Source organism: Brevibacterium salitolerans (assembly GCF_039531405.1).
In the GTDB taxonomy this organism is placed as follows: domain Bacteria; phylum Actinomycetota; class Actinomycetes; order Actinomycetales; family Brevibacteriaceae; genus Brevibacterium; species Brevibacterium salitolerans.
This window is the reverse complement of the sequence record NZ_BAAAPZ010000002.1, coordinates 225,016-250,120: the sequence shown is the minus strand read 5'-3', so window position 1 is coordinate 250,120 and position 25,105 is coordinate 225,016. Positions and strand designations below refer to the sequence as shown.

At 71.5% G+C, this 25,105-nt stretch carries 21 protein-coding genes, 2 tRNA genes and 1 pseudogene; 11 read left to right on the top strand and 13 right to left on the bottom strand.

Annotated features, from left to right (window positions below):
• Positions 1-6 precede the first annotated feature (6 nt).
• Together ABD240_RS02065 and tig are read right to left on the bottom strand one after the other, a co-directional pair.
• Positions 7-615: an ATP-dependent Clp protease proteolytic subunit gene (locus tag ABD240_RS02065; RefSeq protein WP_291794557.1), complete on the bottom strand. Its 609-nt coding sequence runs from the start codon at positions 613-615 to the stop codon at positions 7-9.
• Between the two features lie 233 nt (positions 616-848).
• Positions 849-2,225: a trigger factor gene (tig, locus tag ABD240_RS02060; RefSeq protein ID WP_291794510.1), complete on the bottom strand. Its 1,377-nt coding sequence runs from the start codon at positions 2,223-2,225 to the stop codon at positions 849-851.
• A gap of 310 nt (positions 2,226-2,535) precedes the next feature.
• Here tig and ABD240_RS02055 point away from each other — a divergent pair, with 310 nt between their 5' ends.
• Positions 2,536-3,870 (top strand): CapA family protein, encoded by a 1,335-nt coding sequence (locus tag ABD240_RS02055; protein WP_344334721.1) that lies wholly within the window; start codon positions 2,536-2,538, stop codon positions 3,868-3,870.
• Positions 3,871-4,017: 147 nt separating this feature from the next.
• Here the strand turns inward: ABD240_RS02055 and ABD240_RS17165 are convergent.
• Positions 4,018-4,182, bottom strand: a pseudogene (locus ABD240_RS17165) (DUF7832 domain-containing protein); the annotation flags it as partial.
• Positions 4,183-4,332: 150 nt separating this feature from the next.
• Positions 4,333-4,403, bottom strand: a tRNA-Gly gene (locus tag ABD240_RS02050).
• 148 nt (positions 4,404-4,551) lie between these two features.
• Here ABD240_RS02050 and ABD240_RS02045 point away from each other — a divergent pair.
• From ABD240_RS02045 to ABD240_RS02020, 6 genes are all read left to right on the top strand, one after another.
• A tRNA-Pro gene (locus tag ABD240_RS02045) sits at positions 4,552-4,625 on the top strand.
• Positions 4,626-4,876: 251 nt separating this feature from the next.
• Positions 4,877-5,224, top strand: coding sequence for a YciI family protein (locus tag ABD240_RS02040; RefSeq protein ID WP_344334719.1), 348 nt, complete (start codon positions 4,877-4,879; stop codon positions 5,222-5,224).
• Positions 5,225-5,232: 8 nt separating this feature from the next.
• Complete coding sequence (locus ABD240_RS02035) at positions 5,233-6,534, top strand: RNA polymerase sigma factor (RefSeq protein ID WP_344334717.1); 1,302 nt, start codon at positions 5,233-5,235, stop codon at positions 6,532-6,534.
• 75 nt (positions 6,535-6,609) lie between these two features.
• Positions 6,610-7,560: a CPBP family intramembrane glutamic endopeptidase gene (locus ABD240_RS02030; RefSeq protein ID WP_344334715.1), complete on the top strand. Its 951-nt coding sequence runs from the start codon at positions 6,610-6,612 to the stop codon at positions 7,558-7,560.
• A 93-nt stretch (positions 7,561-7,653) separates the two neighbouring features.
• Positions 7,654-9,375, top strand: a complete 1,722-nt coding sequence (locus tag ABD240_RS02025) for a DNA-3-methyladenine glycosylase 2 family protein (protein WP_344334713.1) — start codon at positions 7,654-7,656, stop codon at positions 9,373-9,375.
• A complete protein-coding gene (locus ABD240_RS02020; RefSeq protein WP_291794524.1) occupies positions 9,372-9,953 on the top strand; it encodes a methylated-DNA--[protein]-cysteine S-methyltransferase in 582 nt (193 codons plus the stop codon). Before ABD240_RS02025 ends, ABD240_RS02020 begins: the two co-directional genes overlap by 4 nt.
• 118 nt (positions 9,954-10,071) lie before the next feature.
• Here ABD240_RS02020 and ABD240_RS02015 read toward each other — a convergent pair whose 3' ends face one another.
• Positions 10,072-10,530 (bottom strand): ribose-5-phosphate isomerase, encoded by a 459-nt coding sequence (locus ABD240_RS02015; protein ID WP_291794526.1) that lies wholly within the window; start codon positions 10,528-10,530, stop codon positions 10,072-10,074.
• A gap of 87 nt (positions 10,531-10,617) precedes the next feature.
• Positions 10,618-11,220: a mycothiol-dependent nitroreductase Rv2466c family protein gene (locus tag ABD240_RS02010; RefSeq protein ID WP_344334711.1), complete on the bottom strand. Its 603-nt coding sequence runs from the start codon at positions 11,218-11,220 to the stop codon at positions 10,618-10,620.
• A gap of 173 nt (positions 11,221-11,393) precedes the next feature.
• On the opposite strand from ABD240_RS02010, the gene pepN reads away from it, so the two are divergent.
• From pepN to ABD240_RS01995, 3 genes are all read left to right on the top strand, one after another.
• Positions 11,394-14,048 (top strand): aminopeptidase N, encoded by a 2,655-nt coding sequence (gene pepN, locus ABD240_RS02005; protein ID WP_344334709.1) that lies wholly within the window; start codon positions 11,394-11,396, stop codon positions 14,046-14,048.
• 132 nt (positions 14,049-14,180) lie between these two features.
• Positions 14,181-15,281 (top strand): mechanosensitive ion channel family protein, encoded by a 1,101-nt coding sequence (locus tag ABD240_RS02000; RefSeq protein ID WP_344334707.1) that lies wholly within the window; start codon positions 14,181-14,183, stop codon positions 15,279-15,281.
• Between the two features lie 24 nt (positions 15,282-15,305).
• A complete protein-coding gene (locus tag ABD240_RS01995) occupies positions 15,306-15,746 on the top strand; it encodes a globin (protein WP_344334705.1) in 441 nt (146 codons plus the stop codon).
• A gap of 83 nt (positions 15,747-15,829) precedes the next feature.
• Here ABD240_RS01995 and ABD240_RS01990 read toward each other — a convergent pair whose 3' ends face one another.
• Positions 15,830-16,588: a DUF8185 domain-containing protein gene (locus ABD240_RS01990; RefSeq protein ID WP_344334704.1), complete on the bottom strand. Its 759-nt coding sequence runs from the start codon at positions 16,586-16,588 to the stop codon at positions 15,830-15,832.
• Positions 16,581-17,120 carry an acyl-CoA thioesterase gene (locus tag ABD240_RS01985; RefSeq protein WP_291794538.1) on the bottom strand — a complete coding sequence of 180 codons (540 nt, stop codon included), beginning with the start codon at positions 17,118-17,120 and terminating at the stop codon, positions 16,581-16,583. Before ABD240_RS01985 ends, ABD240_RS01990 begins: the two co-directional genes overlap by 8 nt.
• 175 nt (positions 17,121-17,295) lie before the next feature.
• Here ABD240_RS01985 and ABD240_RS01980 point away from each other — a divergent pair, with 175 nt between their 5' ends.
• A complete protein-coding gene (locus ABD240_RS01980; protein WP_344334702.1) occupies positions 17,296-18,219 on the top strand; it encodes an acyl-CoA thioesterase in 924 nt (307 codons plus the stop codon).
• Between the two features lie 150 nt (positions 18,220-18,369).
• Here the strand turns inward: ABD240_RS01980 and ettA are convergent, their stop codons facing one another.
• The 5 genes from ettA to ABD240_RS01955 form a co-directional block, all read right to left on the bottom strand.
• Positions 18,370-20,052 (bottom strand): energy-dependent translational throttle protein EttA, encoded by a 1,683-nt coding sequence (gene ettA / locus ABD240_RS01975; protein ID WP_291794542.1) that lies wholly within the window; start codon positions 20,050-20,052, stop codon positions 18,370-18,372.
• 50 nt (positions 20,053-20,102) lie between these two features.
• On the bottom strand, positions 20,103-20,693 hold the full coding sequence (locus tag ABD240_RS01970; protein ID WP_344334700.1) for a DUF6993 domain-containing protein: 591 nt from the start codon (positions 20,691-20,693) through the stop codon (positions 20,103-20,105).
• A 181-nt stretch (positions 20,694-20,874) separates the two neighbouring features.
• Positions 20,875-21,453: a single-stranded DNA-binding protein gene (locus ABD240_RS01965; RefSeq protein ID WP_344334699.1), complete on the bottom strand. Its 579-nt coding sequence runs from the start codon at positions 21,451-21,453 to the stop codon at positions 20,875-20,877.
• Between the two features lie 222 nt (positions 21,454-21,675).
• Positions 21,676-23,268, bottom strand: a complete 1,593-nt coding sequence (locus ABD240_RS01960) for a GTPase (RefSeq protein WP_344334697.1) — start codon at positions 23,266-23,268, stop codon at positions 21,676-21,678.
• Positions 23,265-24,983 (bottom strand): dynamin family protein, encoded by a 1,719-nt coding sequence (locus tag ABD240_RS01955; RefSeq protein ID WP_344334695.1) that lies wholly within the window; start codon positions 24,981-24,983, stop codon positions 23,265-23,267. Before ABD240_RS01955 ends, ABD240_RS01960 begins: the two co-directional genes overlap by 4 nt.
• Positions 24,984-25,105: the final 122 nt, after the last annotated feature.

Genomic DNA, 25,105 nt, shown 5'->3' with positions numbered 1-25,105 from the left:
CTGCCGTCACTGGCCCGAGTCGGTGGGGACGTCGCTCGCGTTGGTCACCACTCCGTCGATGAAGCCGTATTCCAGGGCCTCGTCCGCGGTGAACCAGTGGTCGCGGTCGTTGTCGCGGAGGATCTGCTCCACGGACTTCCCCGTCTGCTCCGCCGTGAGCTCGGCCATCTGCCGCTTCATGTGCAGGATGAGCTCCGCCTGGATCTTGATGTCCGTGGCGGTGCCGCCGATCCCGCCGAGCGGCTGGTGCATGAGGATCCGCGCGTGCGGGGTCGCGAACCGCTTGCCCTTGGCGCCGGACGACAGCAGGAACTGCCCCATCGAGGCGGCCATGCCCATGGCCACCGTCGCGACGTCCGGCTGGATGTACTGCATCGTGTCGTAGATGGCCATGCCCGCCGTCACGGAGCCGCCGGGCGAGTTGATGTAGAGCCGGATGTCCTTGTCCGGGTCCTCGGCCGCCAGCAGCATCATCTGCGCGCAGATGACGTTCGCGTTGTCGTCCCGCACGTCCGAACCCAGCCAGATGATGCGCTCGCGCATGAGCCGGCTGTAGATGTGATCGTCGAGGCCCAGCCCGCTGGACTGCTCCGCCATGGTGGGCGACTGCGCCATCGTCCGGACGATCGAGGAGCTTCCTCCGTCTGCCACGTCTCACTCCTGTTCCTGAGGGTGTCGTATCCGTCTCGAAGCCTAACCCGCGCGGACTCCGCAATAGTCCGCGGAGTGCCCGGTGTTCGCCCTCAGCGTGAAGGGCGCCCCGTCGGCGCGACGCGGATGCGCGCGACCCCCGGGCACTCGGCGTGCCCGGGGGTCGTTCCGCTCATGCGGATGAAGCGGTCAGGAGGTCACTTCTCCTCGGCCGCGGCCTCCTCGGCCTCGACCGGCTCGGCCTCGGCGGTCTCCGCCTCGGCCTCCTCCTCAGCGGCCGCCGCGGCAGCGGCGCCACCGGGGGTGGTGAAGGCCGTCATGTCGACGACCTCGCCCGCGGGATCCTTCACGACGGCCTTGGCCAGCACCTCGGCGAGGCCCTTGCGGCGCGCCACGTCGCCCATGATGGCCTGCACCTGACCGCCCTGGTCCAGCATCTGCGCGAACTCGTTGGGGTTCATGCCGTACTGCTGGGAGGCGTTGATGATGTACTCGATGAGCTCCTGCTGGGAGACCTCGACCTCTTCCGCCTTGACGACGGCGTCGAGGATGAACTGCACGCGCAGGTTGCGGGTGGTCTCCTCCGTCACCTCGGCACGGTGCTCGTCGTCCTCGAGGCGGTTCTCGCCCTCCAGGTGGCGGTGCACCTCGTCCTCGACCAGCTTGGCCGGGACCGGCGGGTCGATCTTCTCGAGGAGGGCCTCGAGGACCTTGTCGCGGGCCTCGACGCCCTGGTCGAACTCCTTCTTCTCCGCGGCCTGCCTGCGCAGGTCCTCCCGGAGCTCCTCGACCGTGTCGAACTCGCTGGCCAGCTGGGCGAACTCGTCGTCCACCTCGGGCAGCTCGCGGACCTTGACGGCCTTGAGGGTGAGCGTGACCTGACCCTTCTCACCCGCGTGGTCGCCGCCGGCCATCGTGGTCTCGAAGGTGGTGGACTCGCCCTCGGAGAGCCCCTCGAGAGCCTCGTCCATGCCCTCGAGCATGGTTCCGGCACCCACCTGGTAGGAGATGTCGGAAGCGGTGTCGATCTCCTCGTCGTCGATCTTGGCGACGAGATCGAGGGTGACGAAGTCGTCCTTCGTCGCCGGGCGGTCCACGCCCACCAGCGTGCCGAAGCGGGTGCGCAGCTCGGTGAGCTGGGCCTCGACGTCCTCATCCGTGACCTCGACGGCGTCGACCGAGACCTCGATCGAGTCGTAGGCGGGGAGCTCGATGGCCGGGGCCACGTCGACCTCGATGGTGAAGGAGAGATCGCCCTCGTCCTTGCCGTCGAGGCCGGGGACCTCGGAGACCTCGACCTCGGGCTGGCCGAGAGGGGTGAGGTCGTTCTCGGCGATCGCCTGGCGGTAGAAGCCGTCGAGGCTGTTGTTCACTGCCTCCTGGATGACGGCGGGGCGGCCCACGCGCTGGTCGATGATGCGGGCGGGCACCTTGCCGCGGCGGAAGCCGGGGATGCTGACCTGCTTGGCGATCTCCTTGTAGGCCTCGTCGACGCTCGGCTTGAGTTCGGCAAAAGGCGCGTCAATGCTGAGCTTGACCCGGGTGGGGTCGATGTTCTCGACGGAGCTCTTCACGGTTTCCCTCTCGTAGTCTGGCAGCCGCTGTCGCCGGAGACAGGCCGGGACCGCGGCGGAAGTGTGCGGGTCGTTCATGCGGGCACCACGAAAGGCACCCCGCAATGCGCGCGCTCCATACTACGCGTGGGCCCTGCAGATGCCGAATCGCACACCGCGCAGGGCGGCGGGCGCACTGGGTGCGGCGTCGGGTTACGGACGCACCCCGGACCCGGCGAGGCGCTGCCCTGACCCGCCGAGGCGCCGCCCTGATCCACCGGGGCGCCGTCCGGCTTTGCCCCGGGCGTGTGCCTGGCAGAGGATGTGCGGCATGTCGAAGCGCCGCCGTCCCGTATACCTCCTGGCCGAACGCCGCCCGGACGGTGCCGTCATCCCTCCGGCATCCGTTCTGCCCGCCGCAGCGAAGGGTCCCGCAGGCTCGGGCCCCGCCGAGGGCGCGCGCGCGTCCACCGGCACCGCGCACAGGCGCGCAGACGGGCGCCGTGCCGGAAGGCGGCACGGGACGGGACTCGCCGCCGCCGTCACCGCGCTCGCGCTGGTGGGCGCGGGGGCTGTCGCAGTGACGTTCGCGGTGCGGCACACGGACGCGGCGGACGGGACGGCCTCGGCGCCGCGCGCCTCCTCACCCGCGAGGTCCGAGGACGGTCGGCCGGCTGCGGCCCCGGAACGGGCCTCGGACCCGGCCTCGTTCTCCTTCGCCTTCGCCGGCGACGTGCACTTCGAGCGGCAGCTCCGCAGCGTGGCGGACGATCCGGAGGGTCTGGCGGCGCTGCGTCCGTACTTCGCGGACGCAGACCTCGCCGTCGTGAACCTGGAGACCGCGATCACCTCCGGCGGCACGCGTCTGCCCACCAAGGACTTCGCCTTCCGGGCACCGGAGTCCGCCCTCACCACACTGGCGAACGCGGGGATCGACGCAATCACGATGGCGAACAACCACGCGGCGGACTACGGGGACTCCGGCCTGGCGGACACCCTCGCCGCGGCGCAGGACTCCCCCGTGGAGATCTTCGGGATCGGCGAGGACGCGGATGCGGCGTTCGCCCCTCTCTCCACCCACCTGGACGGGGCAGAGGTGGCGGTGCTCGCCTCGAGCGCGCTGTGGGAGGACACGTACGAGCACCACGAGGCGACGGACACCGCCCCCGGCATCGCGGCCTTCGTGGAACCGGAGCGGATGCTGACGGAGGTGGAGGCCGCGGCGAGGACCCACGACGTCGTCATCGCCTACATGCACATGGGCGAGGAGGGATCGACCTGCGTGCGGGACGTCGACGCCCGCCGCGCCGAGCAGCTGGTGGATGCCGGCGCGGACATCGTCGTCGCCGCCCACGCCCACCGGCTAGCGGGGATGGGCCACCAGGACATGGGCCCGAGCGGCGAGGCCTTCGTCGCCTACGGCCTCGGGAACTTCGTCTGGTACACCGGGGGCAGCGGACCGTCCTCGCACACCGGGGTGCTCTCCCTCGACGTCGAGGTCCCCTTCCCCGGCGCTGAGGATCCCGGCACACGCGTGACGGACTTCGAGTTCCAGCCGATGGTGATCGGCTCCGACGGAATCCCCCGGGTGCCGGACGCGGGAACGGTCTCGCAAATCGAGTCCGAGGTGGCCGCCGCGAACAGGTGCTCGCCGATAGGCGGGTGACGCGGAGGGCGACGCGGACGGCTCAGCGCCGTTCGAGCTTCTCCGTGGATGCCTCCGCCACCAGTGCGTCGTCCCAGCAGCGCTCCAGCACCTCGGAGCCGGTGACCGCGCCGTCCGGCAGAGCGGCGAGGGTGCGGGGTGCTCCCGCCGGAACGCGGTGCTCGCGAAGCCTCGGGTCACGGCCCAGGAGAGGAAGAGGCCCATGTGGGTACAGGCGGCCGAGGAATCCGGTCCGGAGAGGAAGTCCCCTCCCGTGTGCCGGCGGACGTCGTCGAAGACAGAGGAGACGGCGGCGGTGTCCGTGAGCCCCATGCACGGAAGCATGCCAAGCCGACCCGCGGAAGATCCGCTCCAGGCCTGTGCAGGGCCGACCCGCACGCGACCCTGCAGGCACCGAACACCGCGCGGCTGCCGGTGCCGTGAATGACGAAAGCCGCTGTGACCAGCGGCTTTCGTCCTCGGAGGGGATGACGGGAATCGAACCCGCACCATCAGTTTGGAAGACTGAGGCTCTACCATTGAGCTACATCCCCGGGTGCTCCATGAACTTTAGACCACCGGCGCGCGGCCTGCCAACTCGAAGAGGCGATCAGGGGGAAGTGTGAGGCACGGCACTTGACGGGTCGGCAGGGCCCCGGCTGTCGGCCGAAGCGCCTCGGTGGGCTATCATTGACCTCGTTGCGAGGCGTAGCGCAGCTTGGTAGCGCATCTGCTTTGGGAGCAGAGGGTCGCAGGTTCAAATCCTGTCGCCTCGACCGTGTGATGTGCCGCGACATCGTTCCTACGATGTCGCGGCACATTTCTCGTTTCTGACGCGGGGTGTCTCGCGACATCGTGCAGCCCCTGTCTGTCTCGCGTCGTCGTTCTTGGTTCCCCCTTCTTCTCGTGAGAACTGTCGATCCCGCGGCCGCCCGTCCGTCATCATGGTGTCGGACCATCCGGTTCGGCATCCGCAGTCCGGTCCGAGGAACGCGCGTCCCGGACCGCGACTCTTCGAGGAGGAACGATGAAGTACGCACTTCTGCTGATGGGCCATCTGAACGATCCGGCATGCGGTGAGGACGGCGGCGCGGATCCGGAGGAGTTCTTCGCCTTCGACCGGGAGATCACCGCCGCCGGCGTCGTGGTCGACTCCTTCGCCCTGGAGGATCCGGACCAGGCCGTCCAGGTGAGCACGGGCGACGACGGCGAGCGCATCGTCTCCGCGGGACCGTTCGCGGAGGTCCGCGAGTTCGTGGGCGGCGGCTACATCATCGAGGTCCCGCACCTCGACGATGCGATCGCGTGGGCGAAGAAGAGCCCGGCCTCGGCGGCCGGCGGCCACGTCGAGATCCGCCCGCTCGCCCCGTACTGAGCCTGAGCATGAACCGCACCCCGCACGGCACCCCTTCCTCCGCCGCCGAGGCGCAGGAGGGGGCCCGCCGCGCCCTCGCCGCATTCGGACCGGAGGCCAGGGCCCGGCTCCTCGCGTCCCTGGCTCGGCGGTTCGGCGACCTCGGCCTCGCCGAGGACTCCCTCCAGGACGCCTTCGTCCAGGCCCTGCGGACCTGGCCGAAGACCGGTGTCCCCGCGGCACCGGCCGCCTGGCTCATGACGACGGCCCGCCGCCGTGCCCTCGACGCGGTCCGGCGCGAGGGCGTGCTCGCGCAGAAGCTCGCACAGCTGCGCATCGAGGAGGAGCGCGCGCCGCTCACGTCCTCGGGCGCGGATCCTGCCGAGGCCGCGCTCAGCAGAAGTGCCGGCCCGCTCGCTGACGACCGCCTCGTCCTGTTCTTCACGTGCGCGCATCCCGCGCTGCGGCCCGAGGACAGGGTCGCCCTCACCCTCCGCTTCGTCGCCGGGCTCACGACCGAGGAGGTCGCCCATGCCCTCCTCGTGCCCACCACCACGATGCAGCAGCGCATCGTCCGGGCGAAGAAGCGCATCCGCACCCTGGGAATTCCGTTCACCACTCCCCCGCCCGCCGAGATCCGCCCGCGCCTGCACGGAGTGCTCCGGGTGGTCTACCTCCTCTACGCGGAGGGGTACGCGCGCTCGACCGGCGACACCCATGTGCGCGACGACCTCACGGCCGATGCGATCCGCCTGGCCCGCGTCCTCCACCGGTCGCTGCCCACCGCCGGCGAGGTCACGGGCCTGCTCGGCCTCCTGCTCCTCACCGAAGCGCGGCGCCCGGCCCGCATCTCCGCCGGCGGCGTCCCGATCCCGCTGGCCCGGCAGGACCGGGAGCGCTGGGACGCCGCGCTCATCGCGGAGGGAATCGGGTGTGCCGAGGCCGCGGCGGCCTCGGCGGAAGCCGGCACCTATGCGATCCAGGCCGCGATCGCCGCCGTCCACGCTGAGGCCCCGTCTGCCGAGGCCACCGACTGGCGGCAGATCGCCGTCCTCTACCGCATGCTCGAAGCCCACGAGCCCGGCCCTGTGGTGCGGCTCGGCCGGGCCGTCGCACTCGGCCGGGCGCACGGAGCCGAGGAGGGCCTCCGCCGCCTCGACGCCCTTGCGTCCGACCCCGCCCTCGCACGCTTCCGCCCCTTCCACATCGCCAGGGCGATCACCCTCGAGGAGCTCGGGGACGCGGAAGCTGCCGCCCGCGCGTATCGCCGTGCCCTCTCCCTCAGCGGCAACGACGCCGAGGACGAGTTCCTCACCGCGGCGCTGGACTGAGGTGCCGCACTCCTCCGACCCCCGGGACCGGCGGGCTCCTCCCGCACCCGGGCTCCGCGCACATAGGCTGGAAGCATGCCGGAACCCGAGGAGAACGCAGCGCCGTCCGATGCCGCAGGCACGGACACCGGTGCACGGGACGGCGCCTCGGGCACAGACGCAGGCACGACCTCGGGCGCAGGCGCAAGCACTGCCCGCACGGCTCCGGTCGCCCCGCTCTTCGGGCTTCCCGTCCCCCAGCGCCTCCTCGGCCCGGGAGGTCTGGCCGCCGCGCTCGTCGCCGCAGGTGCAGTGCTGATCTTCGCCCTCATGAGTCCCTGGGGCTATGCACCGCTGCTGGCGGGGGTGGCACTGGGCTTCGCCGCGTCCCGCCCACTGGGCCGCGACCTGGGGCTCATCGTCCTGGGCCTGGGGATCATCAGCACCATCTCCGTCGAGGCCGACATCGCCTGGCCCCGGTACTTCCTCATGGGCGGGGTGCTCACCGCCGCCGTGGTCGCACCCTGGCTCGTGCACCGGTTCGTGCTCCGCGATGACGCGATCCGCTTCCCCCGCAGACGTGGCCGCCGCTGGTCGCGGCTGGAGTGGGGCTGGCTCGCCTTCGTGCTGCTCACGGCATACTTCGTCCTGCCGTTCTACTTCCTCCGCTCCGGCGCCTACGAGAACTGGCCTGCTGTGACCAAGCCCAGCGAGATCGGCCGGCTGTTCGTGGGAGTGAACGCGGTGGGCATCTGGGACGAGCTCTTCTTCATCTGCACGGTCTTCACCCTGCTCGCCCGGCACTTCCCCTTCTGGACGGCGAACGTGCTCACCTCCGTGATCTTCGTGAGCTTCCTCTGGGAGCTGGGCTACCGCTCCTGGGGACCGCTGCTGACGATCCCCTTCGCCCTCGTCCAGGCGGTCGTCTTCACACGGACGAAGTCCCTGCCGTACACGATCACGGTCCACCTGCTCTTCGACCTCGTGGTCTTCCTGTCGATCGCCCACGCGCATCATCCGGACCGGCTGCCGATCTTCGTGTACTGATCGTCCTGCGCCGTGCCTCCGCGCACCGGCCGCCCCACACCCATGTCCGATTTCCGCCAGCGCAGGGTCCTCGCGGCGTGTTTGACTGGTCCCATGAGCACAGTCGATCCCGTCTTCGAGGAGCGGTACCGCGCCATCTCCGCGCGCGATTCCCGCTTCGACGGGCAGTTCTACACCGCGGTCACGAGCACCGGCATCTACTGCCGCCCCTCGTGCCCGGCACGCACGCCCCGGCGGGAGCACGTCGTCTTCCACCTCACCGCGGCCTCCGCGCACGAGGCCGGGTTCCGCGCCTGCAAGCGCTGCCTGCCCGAGGCCGCGCCGGGCACCCCCGCGTGGAACCTCCGCGGCGACGTCGCCGCCCGCGCCATGCGCCTCCTCCTCGACGGCGAGCTGGACAGGGGAGGCGTCCCCGCTCTCGCGGAGCGGCTGGGGTACTCCCCGCGCCACCTGAGCCGCATCCTCGTCGCGGAGCTGGGCGCCGGTCCGGCGGCCCTCGCCCGCGCGCACCGGGCCCAGATCGCCCGTTCGCTGCTGGTGGACACGGACCTGCCGCTCGCACAGGTCGCCCACGCCGCGGGGTTCGGATCCGTGCGGCAGTTCAACGACACCGTGCGCGAGGTCTTCGCCGTCTCACCGTCACAGCTTCGCGCCCAGCGTCCGGCCGCGCGCAGACGGCGCACCGCAGCCACACGGGACGGGGCGGTCCCACCGGGCCAGTCGGCCGCGCCGGGCCAAGCCGTCGCCCCGGCTGGGGTGCACGCTCCCGGCCTCCTCGTGCGCGTCGCGCTGCCTACGCGCCCGCCCTTCGATGCCCCCGGGGTCTTCGACTTCCTCGCACGGCGCGCGGTCGCAGGGGTCGAGCACGTCCGCACCTCCGATGACGGGGCACTCGTCTACGCGCGGACCCTCTCCCTCCCGCACGGCCCCGGGGCGGCACAGGTGACGGCGAGGTGCGAGGCGGCCGCCGGCCGAAGCACACGGACCTGGTCCCTGCACGCGGAGCTCGAACTCACGGACGTCGCGGACCTGCCGCCGGCCCTGGCCCGAATCCGCCGGCTGTTCGACCTGGACGCGGACCCGGAGGCCGTCGACGCCGCGCTCTGCCTGGACCCCGCACTCGCACCCCGCGTGCGCGCGGTGCCGGGCATCCGCGTCCCCGGTGCCGTCGACGGCCCGGAGATCGTCGTCCGCGCCCTCGTCGGCCAGCAGATCTCCGTGCAGGCGGCCCGCACGCACCTCGGCAGGCTCGTGGCGGCGGCGGGCACGGCGCACACCTCGCGTTTCGCAGGTCTCACCCACGTGTTCCCCGCCCCGCAGGACATCCTCGCGGCCGTACCGCCTCCCCCGGACGAGGGCCCGCTCGATCCTCACCGCCCGCTGCGCCTGCCGCGGCGCTCGATCACCGCCGTCCGCACAGCCGCGCGGGCACTGGCATCCGGGGAGCTGCCCGTCCACCCCGCAGCCGAGGCCCCGGCCCTGCGCGCAGGGCTCCTCGCCCTGCCCGGGGTGGGGCCGTGGACGGCCGCCTACGTCGCCATGCGCGTGCTCGGCGATCCGGATGCCTGGCTGCCCGGCGACGTCGCCCTCCTCCACGGCGCAGCGGCGACGGGTGCGTTCGCCATGGGTTCCGCGCCGCGGGCACGAGCGCACCGGGAACTCGCCGCACACGCGCAGCGGTGGGCCCCGTGGCGCTCCTATGCCGCCCTGCACCTGTGGCGTGCCGCCGCCCTCGGCGACGCACCGCCCATGCCCTCAGGTGTCCGCCCGGGCACCGATCCCAGCACCGCTCCTCCGGAAGGACCTCACTCATGACCACGACCTCGGCCGCAGCGCTCACCCTCGACACCCCCGACGGGCCGTTCTCCCTCATCACGGACGACGCATCCGTCCTCGCCTCGGGCTGGACGGAGGATCTCGCCGAACTGCTCGCGCTCGTCCACGGGAGCCTCCGGCCCGAGGCGGGGGCGGTTCACCTCCTGGACGAAGACGCGGGCTCCGGACCACCGGCAGCGGCATCCGCGCACGACGCCCCGACTGCTGCGGTCCGCACTGCGCGGGCTGCCGCACAGGCGGTGCGCGCCTACTATGCCGGAGATCCCTCGGCGGTGAGCACGGTTCCCGTACGCCAGCATTCCGGCGACTTCCGCACGCATGCGTGGGAGGTGCTGCGCACAGTGGCTCCCGGTGAACAGATCACCTACACGGAGTACGCCCGGCGCAGCGGACGCCCCGCAGCCGTGCGGGCCGCGGCGGGCGCCTGCGCCATGAACGCCGCCGCACTGTTCGTCCCCTGCCACCGGATCGTGCGGACCGACGGCAGCCTGGGCGGCTTCCGCTACGGCCTGGACGTCAAGCGCAGCCTGCTCGCCCGCGAGGCCGCGGCAGGCTGAGGCCGAGGCCGACCGAGAGCACGGGGCTGGGAGCACAGCACCCTGAGACCGCGAAGGGCCGGAAACCGCTGCATGCGGCTTCCAGCCCTCTGCGCTGCCGGTCCGGGCGCTGCCGGTCTCAGCGCGCTTCGTAGTCCGCGATCTGCGCGATCCGGCGGTTGTGCCGCTCGTCGTCGGAGTACGGGGTGGCGAGGAAGGCGTCCACGATCGCGATCGCCTCGGCCTCAGGGTGCTGACGGGCGCCGACGGACACGATCTGGGCGTCGTTGTGCTCCCGGGCCAGCCGGGCGATGTCCGTGTTCCAGGCCAGCGCGCAGCGAGCACCGGCGACCTTGTTGGCGGCGATCTGCTCACCGTTGCCGGACCCACCGATCACCACGCCGAGCGCGTCCTCGCCCGCGGCACGGGCGGCCACGACGCCCTCGGCCGCGGCGATGCAGAACGCGGGGTAGTCGTCGAGCGCGTCGAACTCGGCGGCGCCGTGGTCCACGACCTCATGTCCGGCAGCGCGCAGGTGCGCCTTGAGCGCCTCCTTGAACTCGAAGCCGGCATGGTCGGTGCCCAGGTGGATCTGCACAGTGGTTCCTCTCGGATGGGTTGCAGGGGATGGAGGTGTGCCGCGAAGCGGAGAGCCCCGCGGGACGGACTGTCGGCCGCAGAGCCGTCAGTCGAAGATCGGATCGCTGGTGCGGGTGCGCTTGAGCTCGAAGAAGCCGGGCACGGAGGCGGCGGCGAGCACGCCGTCGAAGAGCTTGCCCGCCTCCTCGCCCTTGGGCGCGGGCGTGACGACCGGGCCGAAGAAGGCGACCTCGCCCACGGCCACGACGGGCGTGCCGACGTCCTCGCCGACCTTGGAGATGCCCTCCTGGTGGGAGGCCCGCAGCTGTGCGTCGTAGGTGTCCTTCTCCGCGTACTCGAGCAGGGAGGAGGGCAGACCCACCTCCTCGAGGGCCTCGGCGCAGGCCCGCACCCAGTCGGTCTCGCCGCCCGGGTGGATGCGGGTCCCCACAGCGGTGTAGAGGTCGCGCAGGACCTCCTCGCCGTGCTCCACCCGCGCCGCATTCACGATGCGCGCGGGTGCCCACGCCCGGTCCATCTTCTCCCTGTAGTCCTCCGGCAGGTCCCGGCCGTCGTTGAGGACGGAGAGGCTCATCTGGTGGAAGACCACCTCGACGTCCCGGACCCTCTCGACCTCGAGCGCCCAGCGCGAGGTCATCCAGGCCCACGGGCAGATGGGGTCGAACCAGAGATCGAGGGTGGTCGCCATGAGGGTCCTCCTTGCAGGATCACGTGCTGTTCCGTGCGGTCCGCGCGCCTTCCGGACGTCGCGACGGGGCCGCCGCTGGCAAGCCTAGCCGCATCGCCTCGATCCGGCGTCCTCCCTCCGTGACAGAATGACGGACAGCAGCCAGCCACACGCCGCCACGACCGGAGGAATGCATGCCCCAGCACAATCTCACCCGCGCGGAGGCACAGGCCCGCGCGGCCCTGCTCTCCTCCCACGGCTGTGACGTCACGCTCGTCCTCGATCCCTCGCAGGACACCTTCCGCTCCGTGACCACCCTGACCTTCTCCGCGGAGGAGGGCGCGGAGACCTTCGTGGACGCGATCGCGGAGAGCATCGACTCGGTCGTGCTCAACGGCGTGGAGCTGGATCCTGCGGAGCTGGTGAGCCCGGGCCGGATCCGGCTGCCCGGCCTCGCGGCGGAGAACGTCCTCACCGTCGACGGGCGCTTCCGGTACATGAACACCGGCGAGGGCCTCCACCGCTTCGTGGACCCCGTCGACGGTGAGACCTATCTCTACACGCAGTTCGAGGTGCCGGACTCCCGGCGCGTGTTCGCGGTGTTCGAACAGCCGGACCTCAAGTCCACGTTCACCTTCACCGTGCTGGCGCCGGAGCACTGGACGGTCGTGAGCAACTCCCCCACACCGCATCCCGCGGATGCCGCCGAGGCCGCAGGAGCGCTCGGCGAGCTGCCGCCCGGGCTGCGTGCCTGGCAGTTCGCGCCCACGCCGCGCATCTCGAGCTACATCACGGCCATCGTCGCAGGCCCCTACACCTCCGTGCACTCCTCGCTCACGAGCACGGACGGCAGGGAGATCCCCCTCGGCGCCTACTGCCGCGCCTCCCTGGCGGAGCACCTGGACGCCGAGGACATCTTCGCGATCACGCGCTCCGGCTTCGCCCTCTACGAGGACCTCTTCGGCACGCCGTACCCGTTCGAGAAGTACGATCAGCTGTTCGTCCCGGAGTTCAACGCCGGTGCGATGGAGAACGCCGGAGCCGTCACCTTCCTGGAGAGTTACGTCTTCCGCTCCCGGCCCACCCGGGCGATGGTCGAGCGCCGGGCGGTCACCATCCTCCACGAGCTCGCCCACATGTGGTTCGGCGACCTCGTGACGATGCGGTGGTGGAACGACCTGTGGCTCAACGAGTCCTTCGCCGAGTACATGTCCACGCTCGCCACCGCGGAGGGCACGGAGTTCACGGACGCGTGGACCACCTTCGCCACGCTGGAGAAGTCCTGGGCCTACCGGCAGGACCAGCTCCCCTCCACGCACCCCATCGTCGCGGAGATCACGGACCTGGCCGATGTCGAGGTGAACTTCGACGGGATCACCTACGCCAAGGGAGCCTCCGTCCTCACCGCTCTCGTCTCCTATGTGGGGCGGGAGAGCTTCTTCGCCGGCCTGCGCGAGTACTTCGCGAAGCACGCCTGGGGGAACACGGAGCTGGCGGACCTCCTCACCGAGCTCGAGCGCGCCTCCGGCCGCGACCTGGGCGCCTGGTCCCGGCTCTGGCTCGAGGAGTCCGGGGTGAACGTCCTGCGGGCGGAGCCGCAGCGCGGTGAGGACGGCGCACTCACCTCCGTCACGCTCACGCAGGAGCCCCACGTGCTGCCGGGTCAGCCCGTCCCGAGCCTGCGCCCGCACCGCGTGGGCGTGGGCTTCTACCGGACCGAGGACGGCGGGGGCCTCACCCGGCTCGGGCGCGCCGACGTCGATCTGGACGGGCGGAGCGCCGAGGTCCCGCTCCCCGCGGGCGCGGAGTCCGCGGAGATCGTCGTGGTCAACGACGGCGATCTCACCTATGCCAAGGCCCGCTTCGACGAGGTCTCCCTGCGCCTGGCGATGGAGCGCCTCTCCGGATTCGAGGACACGCTCACCCAGCTCCTCGTGCTCTCAACGGTCTGGGACATGGTGCGCGACGGTGAGTTGCCGGCCGCCGAGTACGTCGAGCTGCTGCACCGCCACCTGCCGGCGGTCTCCCACTCCTCGGGGCTGCTGGTGCAGCTCCGTCAGCTGGCCACCGCCCTGGGCGAGTACGTTCCGCTCGCGGAGCGCCCAGCGCTGCGCACCCGCATCGCGGACAGGCTGCTCGGCCTGTCCCGCGGCGAGGACGGGGTGGAGCCCGGCTCTGATCAGCAGCTGCAGCTGTTCCAGGCGCTGTGCCGTCATGCCTGCACGGACGCCCACTTCGAGGTGCTCGAGGAGGTCCTCGCCACGGCCCCCGGATCGTCCGCCGCCGGTTCCGAAGCACCGGGAGGCCTGCCGGGACTCGTCGTGGACACGGACCTCGTCTGGACGATCGTCATCGCGCTCGCAGGCGCGGACAGGCTGACCGAGGCACAGATCGACGCGCACCTCGCCGCGGACAGGACCGCCGCCGGCCAGCGTCACGCGGACACGGCCCGTGCGGCGCGGACGACGGCGGAGGCGAAGTCTCGTGCCTTCCTCGCCCTCGTGGACCAGCGCGACCTCCCCAATGCGCGCATCAGCGCGATCGCGCAGGGCTTCTCCCGCGGGCTGCAGCTGGACTCCGGCGACTGCATCCCGGCGCAGGAGCCGCTCACCAGCTTCAGCCGCGAGTACTTCGACCGGGTCACCGGGTGGTGGGAGACACGCACCCTGGAGATCGCGCAGACGCTCACCCTCGCCCTGTTCCCGCCGTCGACTGCGAAGACGGTGGAAGCGGCTGAGAACTGGCTGAGCACCCATCCCCAGGCACCCAAGGGACTCCTGCGGCTCATGCGCGAGAACCTCGACAACGCCCGCCGCGCCCAGCGCGCTCAGCAGGCCCGACGGCGGTGACCCTGCAGTTGCTGCGAGGGGGCCTCCCCTCCCGCGGCCGCAGGCGCCCCTCGAGGTGCGCGCCGGTGTGCGACGTAGGCCACGCTCGGCATTCGGCGCAGGCTCAGGGTCGGCTCCTACGGTGGGGACAGTATGAGTTCACAGACCTCCTCCCCCGCGTCCACTCCCATGGATGATCCGACTCCCACGCCCACGACCTCCGTCGAGGACGTGCAGCGCGCGGTTGAGCAGTCCGCCTCCTCCGGCTGGGACTTCATCACCGGCACACCCCTGCGCGTCGCAGTGATCCTCGTCGTCGCGATCGTCATCACATTCATCATCCGGCGGGTGATCCGCAAGTTCGCCAAGTCCATCGCGGAAGGCGATTCCCGGCGCAGGCTGGGAGAGACGAAGAAGAGGTCCGTCACCTCCGAGTTCCTCAAGACGGATCCGTCCGTGCGGGAGCGGCGCGCGCAGCGCGCCAACACCGTCGGCTCGCTGCTGCAGTCCATCGCGACGATCGTCATCTGGCTCATCACCACCATGACCGTCCTCACGGAGCTGGGCTTCAACCTCGCACCCGTGCTGGCCTCGGCGGGCATCGCGGGTCTGGCGCTGGGCTTCGGCGCGCAGACCCTCGTGAAGGACTACCTCGCGGGCTTCTTCATCGTCATCGAGGATCAGTACGGGATCGGCGACTACATCGACGCCGGAGAGGCCGAGGGCGCCGTCGAGGAGGTGGGTCTGCGCACCACCAAGCTGCGCGGCCTGGACGGCACCCTGTGGCACGTGCGCAACGGCGAGATCCTCCGCGTGGGGAACTACTCGCAGGGCTGGGGTCAGGTTGTCCTCGATCTGCCCTTCCCGTACGACACGGACGAGCACACCGCTGAAGGCGTCATCCGCGACGTCTTCGACGAGCTCCGCCGCGATCCGGCCGTGGACCGGAGCATCATCGAGGAGCCGGAGGTGCTGGGCGTCCAGGACATCACCGGCGAGGCGCTCACGGTGCGCGCGACCATCAAGACGACGCCGGGCGACCAGTTCTCCGTGGGCCGTCAGTTCCGGGCGGCCTTCAAGCGACAGCTCACGGCCCACGGACTCGCGATACCGTGGACCCAGCAGACCGTGCTCCGCACGACCGCTCCCGGCGCTCCTGCCGACGGCGCTGCGGCAGGTGCCGCGAAGAAGGGCGCGGAGCAGAACGGCTCGGACCAGGAGAGCACGGGGGAGAAGGCGGACAGCAGGAGCTGACTCCGCCGCGGAGGAGGAGCGAGAGTGGCGATCAGCAGTGTGAGCTTGTCCACGGGCGGGAAGCCGGAGAGCGTGTACGAGGCGGTGGGCGGCCACCCCACCTTCGAGGCGCTCGTCGACGCCTTCTACGCAGGTGTGGCCCAGGACGAGCCGTTCCTCGCGATGTACCCGGACGGCCACGAGCTCGAGGGCGCGAAATGGCGTCTGTGCGCCTTCCTCGAGCAGTACTTCGGCGGGCCCACCACCTATTCCGAGCAGCGCGGCCATCCCCGCCTCCGCATGCGGCACATGCCCTTTCCCGTGACGCCGGAGGCGCGGGACCGCTGGCTGACCCACATGCGTGCGGCGCTCGACGAGATCGCGCTGCCGCCCCTCTACGACGAGCTCATGTGGGACTACTTCCAGCGCGCCGCGACGGCGATGATCAATCAGCCGGGTGAGGGGCAGCCGAGCCCTCTCATCTGAGCGGACGGCTCCGGCCGGCTCTCAGCGTGTGAGGATGCAGCCTCCCGCGCGGCCGCACCGGGTGCACTCCCGGGCGACGCTGGTCACCGGGTGAGGATGTGGCCGCCCGGGAGACTGAGCCGCTGCCACACACCGCAGCGCAGCACCCGGACGCGGGGGTCGGGCCGCGCGTGCCCGCCTGCCTCGTGGGAGCCCGCGCGGCCAAGGAATCCGAGGACGTGGGCGCCGAAGGCCGCTCCCGCGCTCACCGGCACCCGCGCTCCCGCGGCATGCGCGTCCTCAGCCGGGACCACCTCGGCGGCGGTCCTGGACCAGACCTGCCTACGCAGCGCTTCGACGGCGTGAGAGCCCGCGCCGGAGGGAGTGCCCTCCGCGACCTCGGCGATGCCCGCCTCCGCCGCCTCCGCGAGCCGGCGGACGCTGAGCGTCCCCACCGGCTCCCACGGGCCGCGAGGCGGGGAGATGCCGGCCCACGCGGCCTTCACCTCCACCGGCGGCACGGCCACGCCCACGGCGTCTGACGCCGCTGCGGAGGCGGCGCCGGGAGCGCCCGCCTCGATCCGGGCGAACCTGTCGAGCAGCGCCCGCGCCTCGACCACGGCGTCCAGCCCGTCGTGACCGGAATCCGCCAGCCGGAGCATGCGCATCCCGAGGACCAGCGGCATGGAGTCACCGAGCCCCCGCGGGTGCAGCGGCGCAGCGGTGAGGACGAGCACGTCTCCCGTGACGCTGAGCCGCACAGCGGCATCCGCCTCCGCATGCTGGATCCGGGCGACGAACGTGCGCCAGTCCGCGAGCGCACGCGGATCCTGGGGCACCAGCGGACCGGGCGCCTCAGACATGGCGCAGCGGCACCGGAGCCGTAATCGCCGGTTCCAGCCGGGCGCGTTCGTCGTCCCTGATCCTGCGTGCCCGGCCTGTGGCGGAATCGACGAAGACGACCACCGTCTCGGCGACGGTGTAGGCGACGCTGCCGTCCGGCTCCGCGATCACGTAGCCCACCGTCATCGAGACCGGCGAGACCGCCGAGATCACGCAGTCCACCGCCACGGGACCCTCCCTGTACGGGATGGGCTCCCGGTACTCGATGCGGTGCGAGAGCACGAGCAGGTCCGTGTCCGCGCTCGCATCACCCAGCACGCCCGGCAGCGGCTCGCCCAGCACGGACTCCCCCACTCCCGGGACGCGGACGGGAGCCGAGTCCCGGGCGGCGGTGGGCGAGCCGAAGGCGCGGACGCGCGCCTCCTCGAGGATCCGGAGCTGAGTCACGTTGTTCACATGGCGGTAGGCGTCCATGTCGCCCCAGCGGAGCTCGATGAGCACCCGCGTGAAGGGGCCGGACAGGACGGTGCTGGTGAGGGGGGAATGGTCCATGCCCTCATCCTGCCACTCGGCACGCGGCGCTCGCATGCGGGTGGGCCGGAGCATGCGGCTGAACGAACGATCTACACTCGTACCGGCACCGCTGGACGATCCCTCGCCCGGCGCACAGCACAGCGGCCGGGCGAACGGCCCGGCACCCTCGGTACGAACGGAGTCGCACGCAGACATGGACAACGGACCAGGAACGGACACCCAGGCGGACTCCGCGGGAGCGGGCGCGGCGAGCATCGGGGAGCTCAGACGCGTCCTCGGCCTCCAGCCGCTCGACGCCCCCGGGATCGGCGGGGAGGCCCACGCATTCCTGGGCTGGAATCAGCAGAAGCCCGGCGGGCGGCTGTTCGGCGGGCAGGTGCTCGCCCAGTGCGTCGTCGCAACCTCCGCCACGGTGCCCGAGGACCGTCCCATCCACTCCTTCCACGGGTACTTCCTGCGCGCCGGGGCGGTGGAGAAGGAGATCACCTTCGGCGTGGACGTCCTCCGGGACGGCCGCTCGTTCTCCGCCCGCCGTGTGCAGGCCTACCAGGACGGCGTGCCGATCTTCACCGGCATGGCCTCCTTCCAGGACGAGCAGGCCGGCGCGGAGCATCAGGTCGCTCCCCCGGCGGACATCCCCCAGCCCGAGGAGCTCTCCGGCCTTACGGAGCTGCTCGCGGGCTACGAGCACCCGCTGCTCGAGGGCTGGGTCTTCAAGCGCCCCTTCGACCTCCGCCCCGTGGAACCGCCCATCCAGGGGGTGTTCCGGGGCGAACAGGTGGCGCAGTCGCGCTTCTGGGTCCGCGCCGCGGCGCCGTTCGGCGGCGATCGGGTGCTGAATGCGGCGGCCACCGCCTATGCCAGCGACTACAACCTCCTCGAACCCGCACTCCGCAGGCAGGGCGTGGCGGTGTACTCCCCCGGCCTGCGCATGGCCAGCCTCGACCACGCGATGTGGTGGCACGCGCCCATCAACCTCGACGACTGGCTGCTCTTCGACTACTCCTCGCCGCAGGCCGGCGGAGGGCGGGCCCTGGGCACCGGCCGCATCTTCTCCCGGGACGGCCGTCTCCTCGCCGATGTGGCACAGCAGGGGATGATCCGCCTGCCGCGCTGAGCCGCCGGGCCGGATCCGACGCACAGTCCGCGCATGTGGTTGAGCGCCTCCGGCGGTGCCGCCCGGAGGCGCCCAGCTCGACAATGCGAAGCGCCCCTGTGCTCGCAGCACAGGGGCGCTTCTCGCTGTCCCGCCGGCGGCGGGGTCCGCTCAGTCGCGGGTGAGGCGGCGGTGGGTGACGCGGTGCGGCCGTGCGGCCTCCTCGCCCAGACGCTCCACCTTGTTCTTCTCGTAGGACTCGAAGTTGCCCTCGAACCAGTACCAGTTCGACGGGTTCTCCTCCGTGCCCTCCCAGGCGAGGATGTGCGTCGCGACACGGTCGAGGAACCAGCGGTCGTGGGAGACCACCACGGCGCAGCCCGGGAACTCCAGGAGCGCGTTCTCCAGCGAGCCGAGGGTCTCGACGTCCAGGTCGTTGGTCGGCTCGTCGAGCAGGAGCAGGTTGCCGCCCTGCTTGAGGGTGAGTGCGAGATTGAGGCGGTTGCGCTCACCGCCGGAGAGCACGCCGGCCTTCTTCTGCTGGTCCGGCCCCTTGAAGCCGAACGCGGAGACATAGGCGCGCGAGGGCATCTCGACCGCACCCACCTGGATGAAGTCGAGCCCGTCGGACACGACCTCCCACAGCGACTTGTCCGGATCGATGCCGGCGCGCGACTGGTCGACGTAGGAGATCTTCACCGTCTCGCCCACCTTGAGGTCGCCGCCGTCCAGCGGCTCCATGCCCACGATGGTCTTGAAGAGGGTCGACTTGCCGACGCCGTTGGGGCCGATCACACCGACGATGCCGTTGCGCGGCAGGGAGAACGACAGGTCCGAGATGAGGGTGCGGCCGTCGAAGCCCTTCTGCAGGTTCTTCGCCTCGATGACGATGTCGCCCAGCCGGGGGCCCGGCGGGATCTGGATCTCCTCGAAGTCCAGCTTCCTCGTCTTCTCCGCCTCGGCCGCCATCTCCTCGTAGCGCGCGAGCCTCGACTTCGACTTGGTCTGCCGGGCCTTGGGGTTCGAGCGGACCCAGTCGAGCTCCTCACGGAGGCGCTTGGCGAGCTTGGCGTCCTTCTTGCCCTGCACCTGCAGGCGCTCCTCCTTCTTCTGGAGGTAGGTCGAGTAGTTGCCCTCGTAGGGGTAGAGATGTCCGCGGTCCACCTCTGCGATCCACTCCGCCACGTGGTCGAGGAAGTAGCGGTCGTGGGTGATCGCGATGACGGCGCCCGGGTAGCTGGAGAGGTGCTGCTCCAGCCAGAGCACGCTCTCCGCGTCCAGGTGGTTGGTGGGCTCGTCGAGGAGCAGCAGGTCCGGCTTCTCGAGGAGGAGCTTGCACAGCGCCACGCGGCGGCGCTCACCGCCGGAGAGGTGGGTGACCTCGGCCTCGGGCGGCGGGCAGCGAAGCGCGTCCATGGCCTGCTCGAGCTGGGAGTCGAGGTCCCAGGCATCGGCGTTGTCGATGGCCTCTTGGAGCTTGCCCATCTCCTCCATGAGGGCGTCGAAGTCCGCGTCCGGGTTCGCCATCTCCTCGGAGATCGCGTTGTAGCGGTCGAGCTTGCCCTTGATCTCCCCCACTGCCTCCTGGACGTTGCCCAGGACGGTCTTCTCCTCGTTGAGCGGAGGCTCCTGGAGGAGGATGCCCACGGTGTAGCCGGGGCTCAGCCGGGCCTCGCCGTTGGAGGGCTGGTCGAGGCCGGCCATGATCTTGAGGATGGTCGACTTGCCGGCGCCGTTGGGGCCGACCATGCCGATCTTCGCTCCGGGGTAGAACGACATCGACACGTCGTCGAGGATGACCTTGTCACCGTGCGCCTTGCGCGCCTTGTGCATGGTGTAAATGAACTCTGCCATAGTGCCACCACCATATAGGGGCGGGTGACCTCCCGCCCAATGCGCTCGGCTCAGTTGCCGCCCAGGCTGGCGGACCCGCCCTCGCCGCTCTCCCCAGGGGCCTCACTGGGAGCCTCGCTCGGTTCGGCGGTGCTGAAGCTCTCACCGGGGATGTGCCCCGTGCCGTTGTCCTCGCCGTCCTCGTCCCGCGGCTCTCCGCTGGGCTCCGGGGCGCCCTCCGGCCGGTCCACGGCTCCGAACATGCAGGTGCCCGTCGACTCCGAGGGCGGCATGAGCGTGGCCGCGGCCTTCCCCTCACGGATCTCCCCCACCACGCAGCCCGCGTCCACGAGCACCGCGAACTGCTTGGACGGCACACCGGTCTCCAGCGGCGTCTCGTCCTGCGTGGCCTCGAGCTGGTCGGCCTCGTAGCCGGCGTCCATGAGCGTCTCGAACACCTTCGCGGAGCTCGGGATGGACTCCGCGTCCCCCAGGAGCGGTTCGAGAGCGGCGATCACCTCGTCCACCTCCGCCGGCTCCTCGGTCTCCACGACCTTCGGCTCCTGAGCGGGCGTGTCTGCGAACACCGAACAGCCTGCCAGCACAGCCAGCAGGACCGCGGAGCCGCACAGTGCGGCGGATCGGCTGAGCGCTCGGGTCATGGACGTCCCTTCCGGAGGTGGCGGATCGGTCCCACTGTAGCCGCACCGCTGCGCGGATGCGGTCATTCCGCACCGTCCGCGGCGAGGGACCGCTTCCACGCACGAGTCCACACCGATGTGACCTCACTGGCCGTGGCGTCCACCGCCCGGCGAGCTCCCGCCCGCAGCGGTTCCGTCCGGATCAGAAGGGAGGGTCCTCCCCACCCGAGACCGCATCACTCGGGACGGCGGCACCGGGCGCCGCACCGCCGGGCACCGCGCCCACGAACGCCTCCTCCGGCTCAGCGGATTCGGGGAAGACCGCCGGCGGGCTCTCGCCGCCCGTCTCACCGATGCCGTCCCAGCCTCCGGCGGCACCCGCCGGAGGCTCATCCTCGGCCGGAACCGGCGACGGATTCTCGAGCGCCTTGGTGGGTGTGAGCCGTGCGAGGCCGAACCGCAGGCTGGGCCCGATCGCATAGGCCGTGATGTCACCGCTGGTGCCGCTCTTCTCGCCGTTGTCCCACTCACGCAGCTTCAGCTCACCCGCGACGACGACCCTGTCGCCCTTTCCCAGGCAGTAGGCGGCATTCGCCGCCAGCGTGCCGAAGACGCTCACATGGAACCAGCTGGTGCCGACCTTCTCGTAGAACCCGGTGTCCGGGTTCCGCCTCTCCTGATCGACGGCCACGCGGAAGTTCGCGTAGCCGCGACCGTCCGTCGTGGTGCCGGTGCGCGCCCTGGCAGCCAGGCTGCCCTCGATCGCCGTCATGACCTTCATGGTGCTGTCCTTCCCCGCCGGGCGCCGACCCCTTCGGCGCCGCCGTGCACCACCACACTGGCCGCTGCGCCAACCGGCGGGAAGGGGTCGACGACGGCTGTGGACGGAGCGTGCGGGATCCACAGCGCGGTGTGCGCACTCCAGGTGGAGTCCGCACACCCGCGGTGACGCATCGCGGCAGGCGACAGCCGGCGGGACGTGTGGGACGCCCGCCGCGCACACTCAGCGCACCGCGTCCCAGAGCCGGCGATGGCGGTCGAGCACCGCGGTGATCGGAGAGAGGAAGGACCCCCTGGCCGCGGAGAGCACAGCGCTGCGCAGGCGCTCGTCCACGGCGGAGGCGGCTGCCTCCGCACCCCGGACACGTGCCCGCGCGGCCCAGGCGGAGGTCAGCCACGAGCCGGGAGCGCCTCCGACGAGGAGGACGGCGGGCACCATCCACAGAAGGACGTGCGCCTCGAGGTCGGTGAATGCCACGAGAGCCCCCTGCACGAGCACCCAGAGCAGACCGGCCACGGTGCAGACGAAGAAGAGGATCTGGAAGAACCTCGCCGTCGACCACCAGCCGGGACGTTCGCGCTCGAGGGGCACGGCGGTGAGGGCGTCGTCCAGTGCGGAGGAGAGCACCTCCGCACTGGACCTCTCCTGCTTGGCGATCCTCCCGCGCCACACGGCCGGCAGCCCCGCCACGGCGTCCTCGACCAGCTCATGGGCGGCGAGGCTCACCCGTGCGCTCTGGGCCCCCGTGACCTCCGGTGCGGCCGCACGCAGGAGCTCGCTCCGCTCGCTCCCGTGCTTGGCGCCCAGCGGATCGGCCTGGGAGCGCTGCGCCCAGGCGAGCACGGGATAGCCGGTCGCCCGGTAGGCGCGCCGGAGGTAGTCCTCCCGGACCGTGCTCACCAGCGCGTCCACCCCCGCCGCATCCATCATCGCGTCGACCAGCGGCTGGGCGCGGGCGAGGTCGTCGAGGTCCTCCGGCGGCTCCCCGATCTCCGCGCGCACCCGTGCCGCGGCGGTGCGGACGTCCGCGAGCAGCCTCTCGGTGGCGGCCTCGCGGGCGGTGATCGTCTCCGCCAGGATCCGCCGGAGCTCCGGCACCCCGTCGCGCGTGACCGCGGAGGCGCCGTGGACCCGCGCCTGCTCGATCCCGTCCTCGCGGAGGAGGGAGGCGAGGTGCGCGCGCGCCCGGTCGCGGTCCGCGGGGCTCAGCCTGTCGATCTGATTGAGGACGAAGACCATCGCCGTGCTGTGTTCGGCGAAGGAGGCCAGGTACCCGCTGTGCAGGGAGTAGTCGGCGTACTTCTGGGGGTCGACCACCCAGAAGACGACGTCCACGAGCCCCACCATCCGGTCGGACTCGAGGCGATGGGCCTGCGCGGTGGAATCGTGGTCCGGCAGATCCACGAGGATGAGGCCGTGGAGATCCGTCTCGTCGTCGCCGTCCAGCGCGGACTCCCGCCAGGTGCGGTTCTTCTCCGGCACCTCGAGCCAGTCCAGGATCTCCTCGCCGCCGGTGCCCCACACGCAGGCGGTGGGCTTCGAGGTGGTGGGCCGGCGGACCCCCACATCCGCGATCTCCAGCCCGGAGACCGCGTTGAACAGGGAGGACTTGCCCGAACCCGTGGATCCGGCGAAGGCGACCACGGTGAAGTTGTCGCCGAGCCCCAGCCGCTCCTCGACCCGGCCCAGGAGCAGCGCCGTCTCCACCGCCAGCTCCGCGCTCAGGGCCGAACGTCCCTCGTCCAGCGCGTACCGCAGCCCTTCGGTGAGGCGCACGAGCTCCTCGCGGGTGCGGGCGTGGGCCGAAGCGGTCATCGGAGTGCCTCCTGAAGTCGTCCTGCGCTGCCTCTGAGCGCGCCCGCCTGCCGGGGAGGGACCTCGGCGGCGGAGAGTGTCATGTCGAAGCCGCTGCGGCATCCGGAGAGCAGGCTCTGCGCGCGGTCCAGCAGGCGCGTCCGCACCGTGGCGGCGAGATCCCGCGCCGCCTCCTCCCCGAAGCTCGTCGCCAGCAGCGTGCCCGCCACGGCGAGCGTGCCCCTCCCCCGGCTGTCGTGGGGTCCGGAGAGCGCCGCGAGCATGAGCACGCACGCCACCCCGTCCACACCGAACGACAGGATGCGGGCCTTGGCCCGCGCGGACTGCCCCAGATCGCGCACGAGGGCGGAGACCTCCTCCGCCCAGGAGGACACGGCGGTGCGGGCCTGCACGTCGAAGTCCGCCGGAACCCGGAAGCGCTCCGGCGCACCGCACTCCTCCATGACCGCACGCCCCGCGCGGTCCTCCTCCCAGCGGATGCGCGCCGTGGAGACGGCCGCCACGGCCTGCTCCCGGATGAGGACCGCGGCTGCGGACTCGATCGCCTGCCGCAGCGGTCCGGCGGTGTCCCGCCTGCCGGTGACGGTCGCGGTGATCCTGTCCCGGATGCGTGCCACCGTGGGCTCGAGGCCCCGGAAGAACTGGCCGGTGCCCACGAAGTCCTGCCAGCGGGCCAGGACCTCCCCGCGGAGCACCCTGCCGCTGGTGAGCGCCTCGGCGAGCGCGGAGGACGCGGCGGCGAACGCATCGTCGACGGCGGTTGCGAGGGCGGCGTGGGCCTCCTCCTGGGCGGCCAGTCCGTCCGCCAGGCGCTCAGCGGTCTCCGGCACGGCCGCGAGCGCTCCCCCGAGGGTGCGGCTCGCCACCCGGCGACGGGCCTCCTCGCTCCGCCCCAGATTCATCACCCACGAGGTGAGAGTGAACACCGCGGACTCCGGGAGAAGGCCGTCCTCGAGCTCGAGTTCCGGAACGGTGAACAGCGGGGACGCGCCGAGACCGGCACCGGTGAGCAGCTCGGTGAGATGGTGGCGGACCTCGCGGTTGGCCGCCGCCGGCACGCGGTCGAGGACGAGCGCGATCGTGGTCCCCCGCGCCTCGGCCTCGGTGAGCAGGCTCCAGGGGACGGCGTCCGCGTAGCGGGAGGCGGTGGTGACGAACAGCCAGAGATCGGCGGCGGCGAGGAGCTGCCTCGCGGCGCTCCGGTTCCCCGCACTCGCCGAGTCGACGTCCGGTGAGTCCAGGAGCGCGAGCCCCTGCGGCACGGCCTCGTCTGCGAGGAGACGGATGCGGGGCCGTTCGGACAGGTCCTCCTCCGCCCGTGGGGCGAGGGCCTCCGTGGTCCTCTCGAAGCCGCGCAGCACGCTCGCACCGGCGAAGTGGGCGGTGTCGGCGGGATGGTGGATGAGCACGGGCACCCGCGTCGTGGGTCGGAGCACCCCGGCCTCCGTCACCGGCTTCCGCAGCATCGAGTTGAGCAGCGTCGACTTGCCCGCGCCCGTCGAGCCGCCGAGCACCACGAGCAGCGGCGCGTCCGGATGCTCCAGCCGCGGCAGGAGGTAGTCCTCGATCTGGGAGGCCAGTTCGCGGCGCAGGGCTCTGCCCTCCTCCGCGCCCAGGGCGGCAAGCGGCAGGCGGGCGTCGCTGATACGCCGGAGCAGCTCAGTCAGGGCCGGGGCCGCTGCTCCGGCGGCCGGGCTCTTCGCACGTCGATCCACGTGACCAGCATCGACGCTCGGGACGCTCACGTCGACCCACCACGCCGAACAGCTTGGGGATTCGCTGGGAATCGGACCGGCGACCGTACGCTGGCGGAGACACGTTCGAACACTCGATCAGC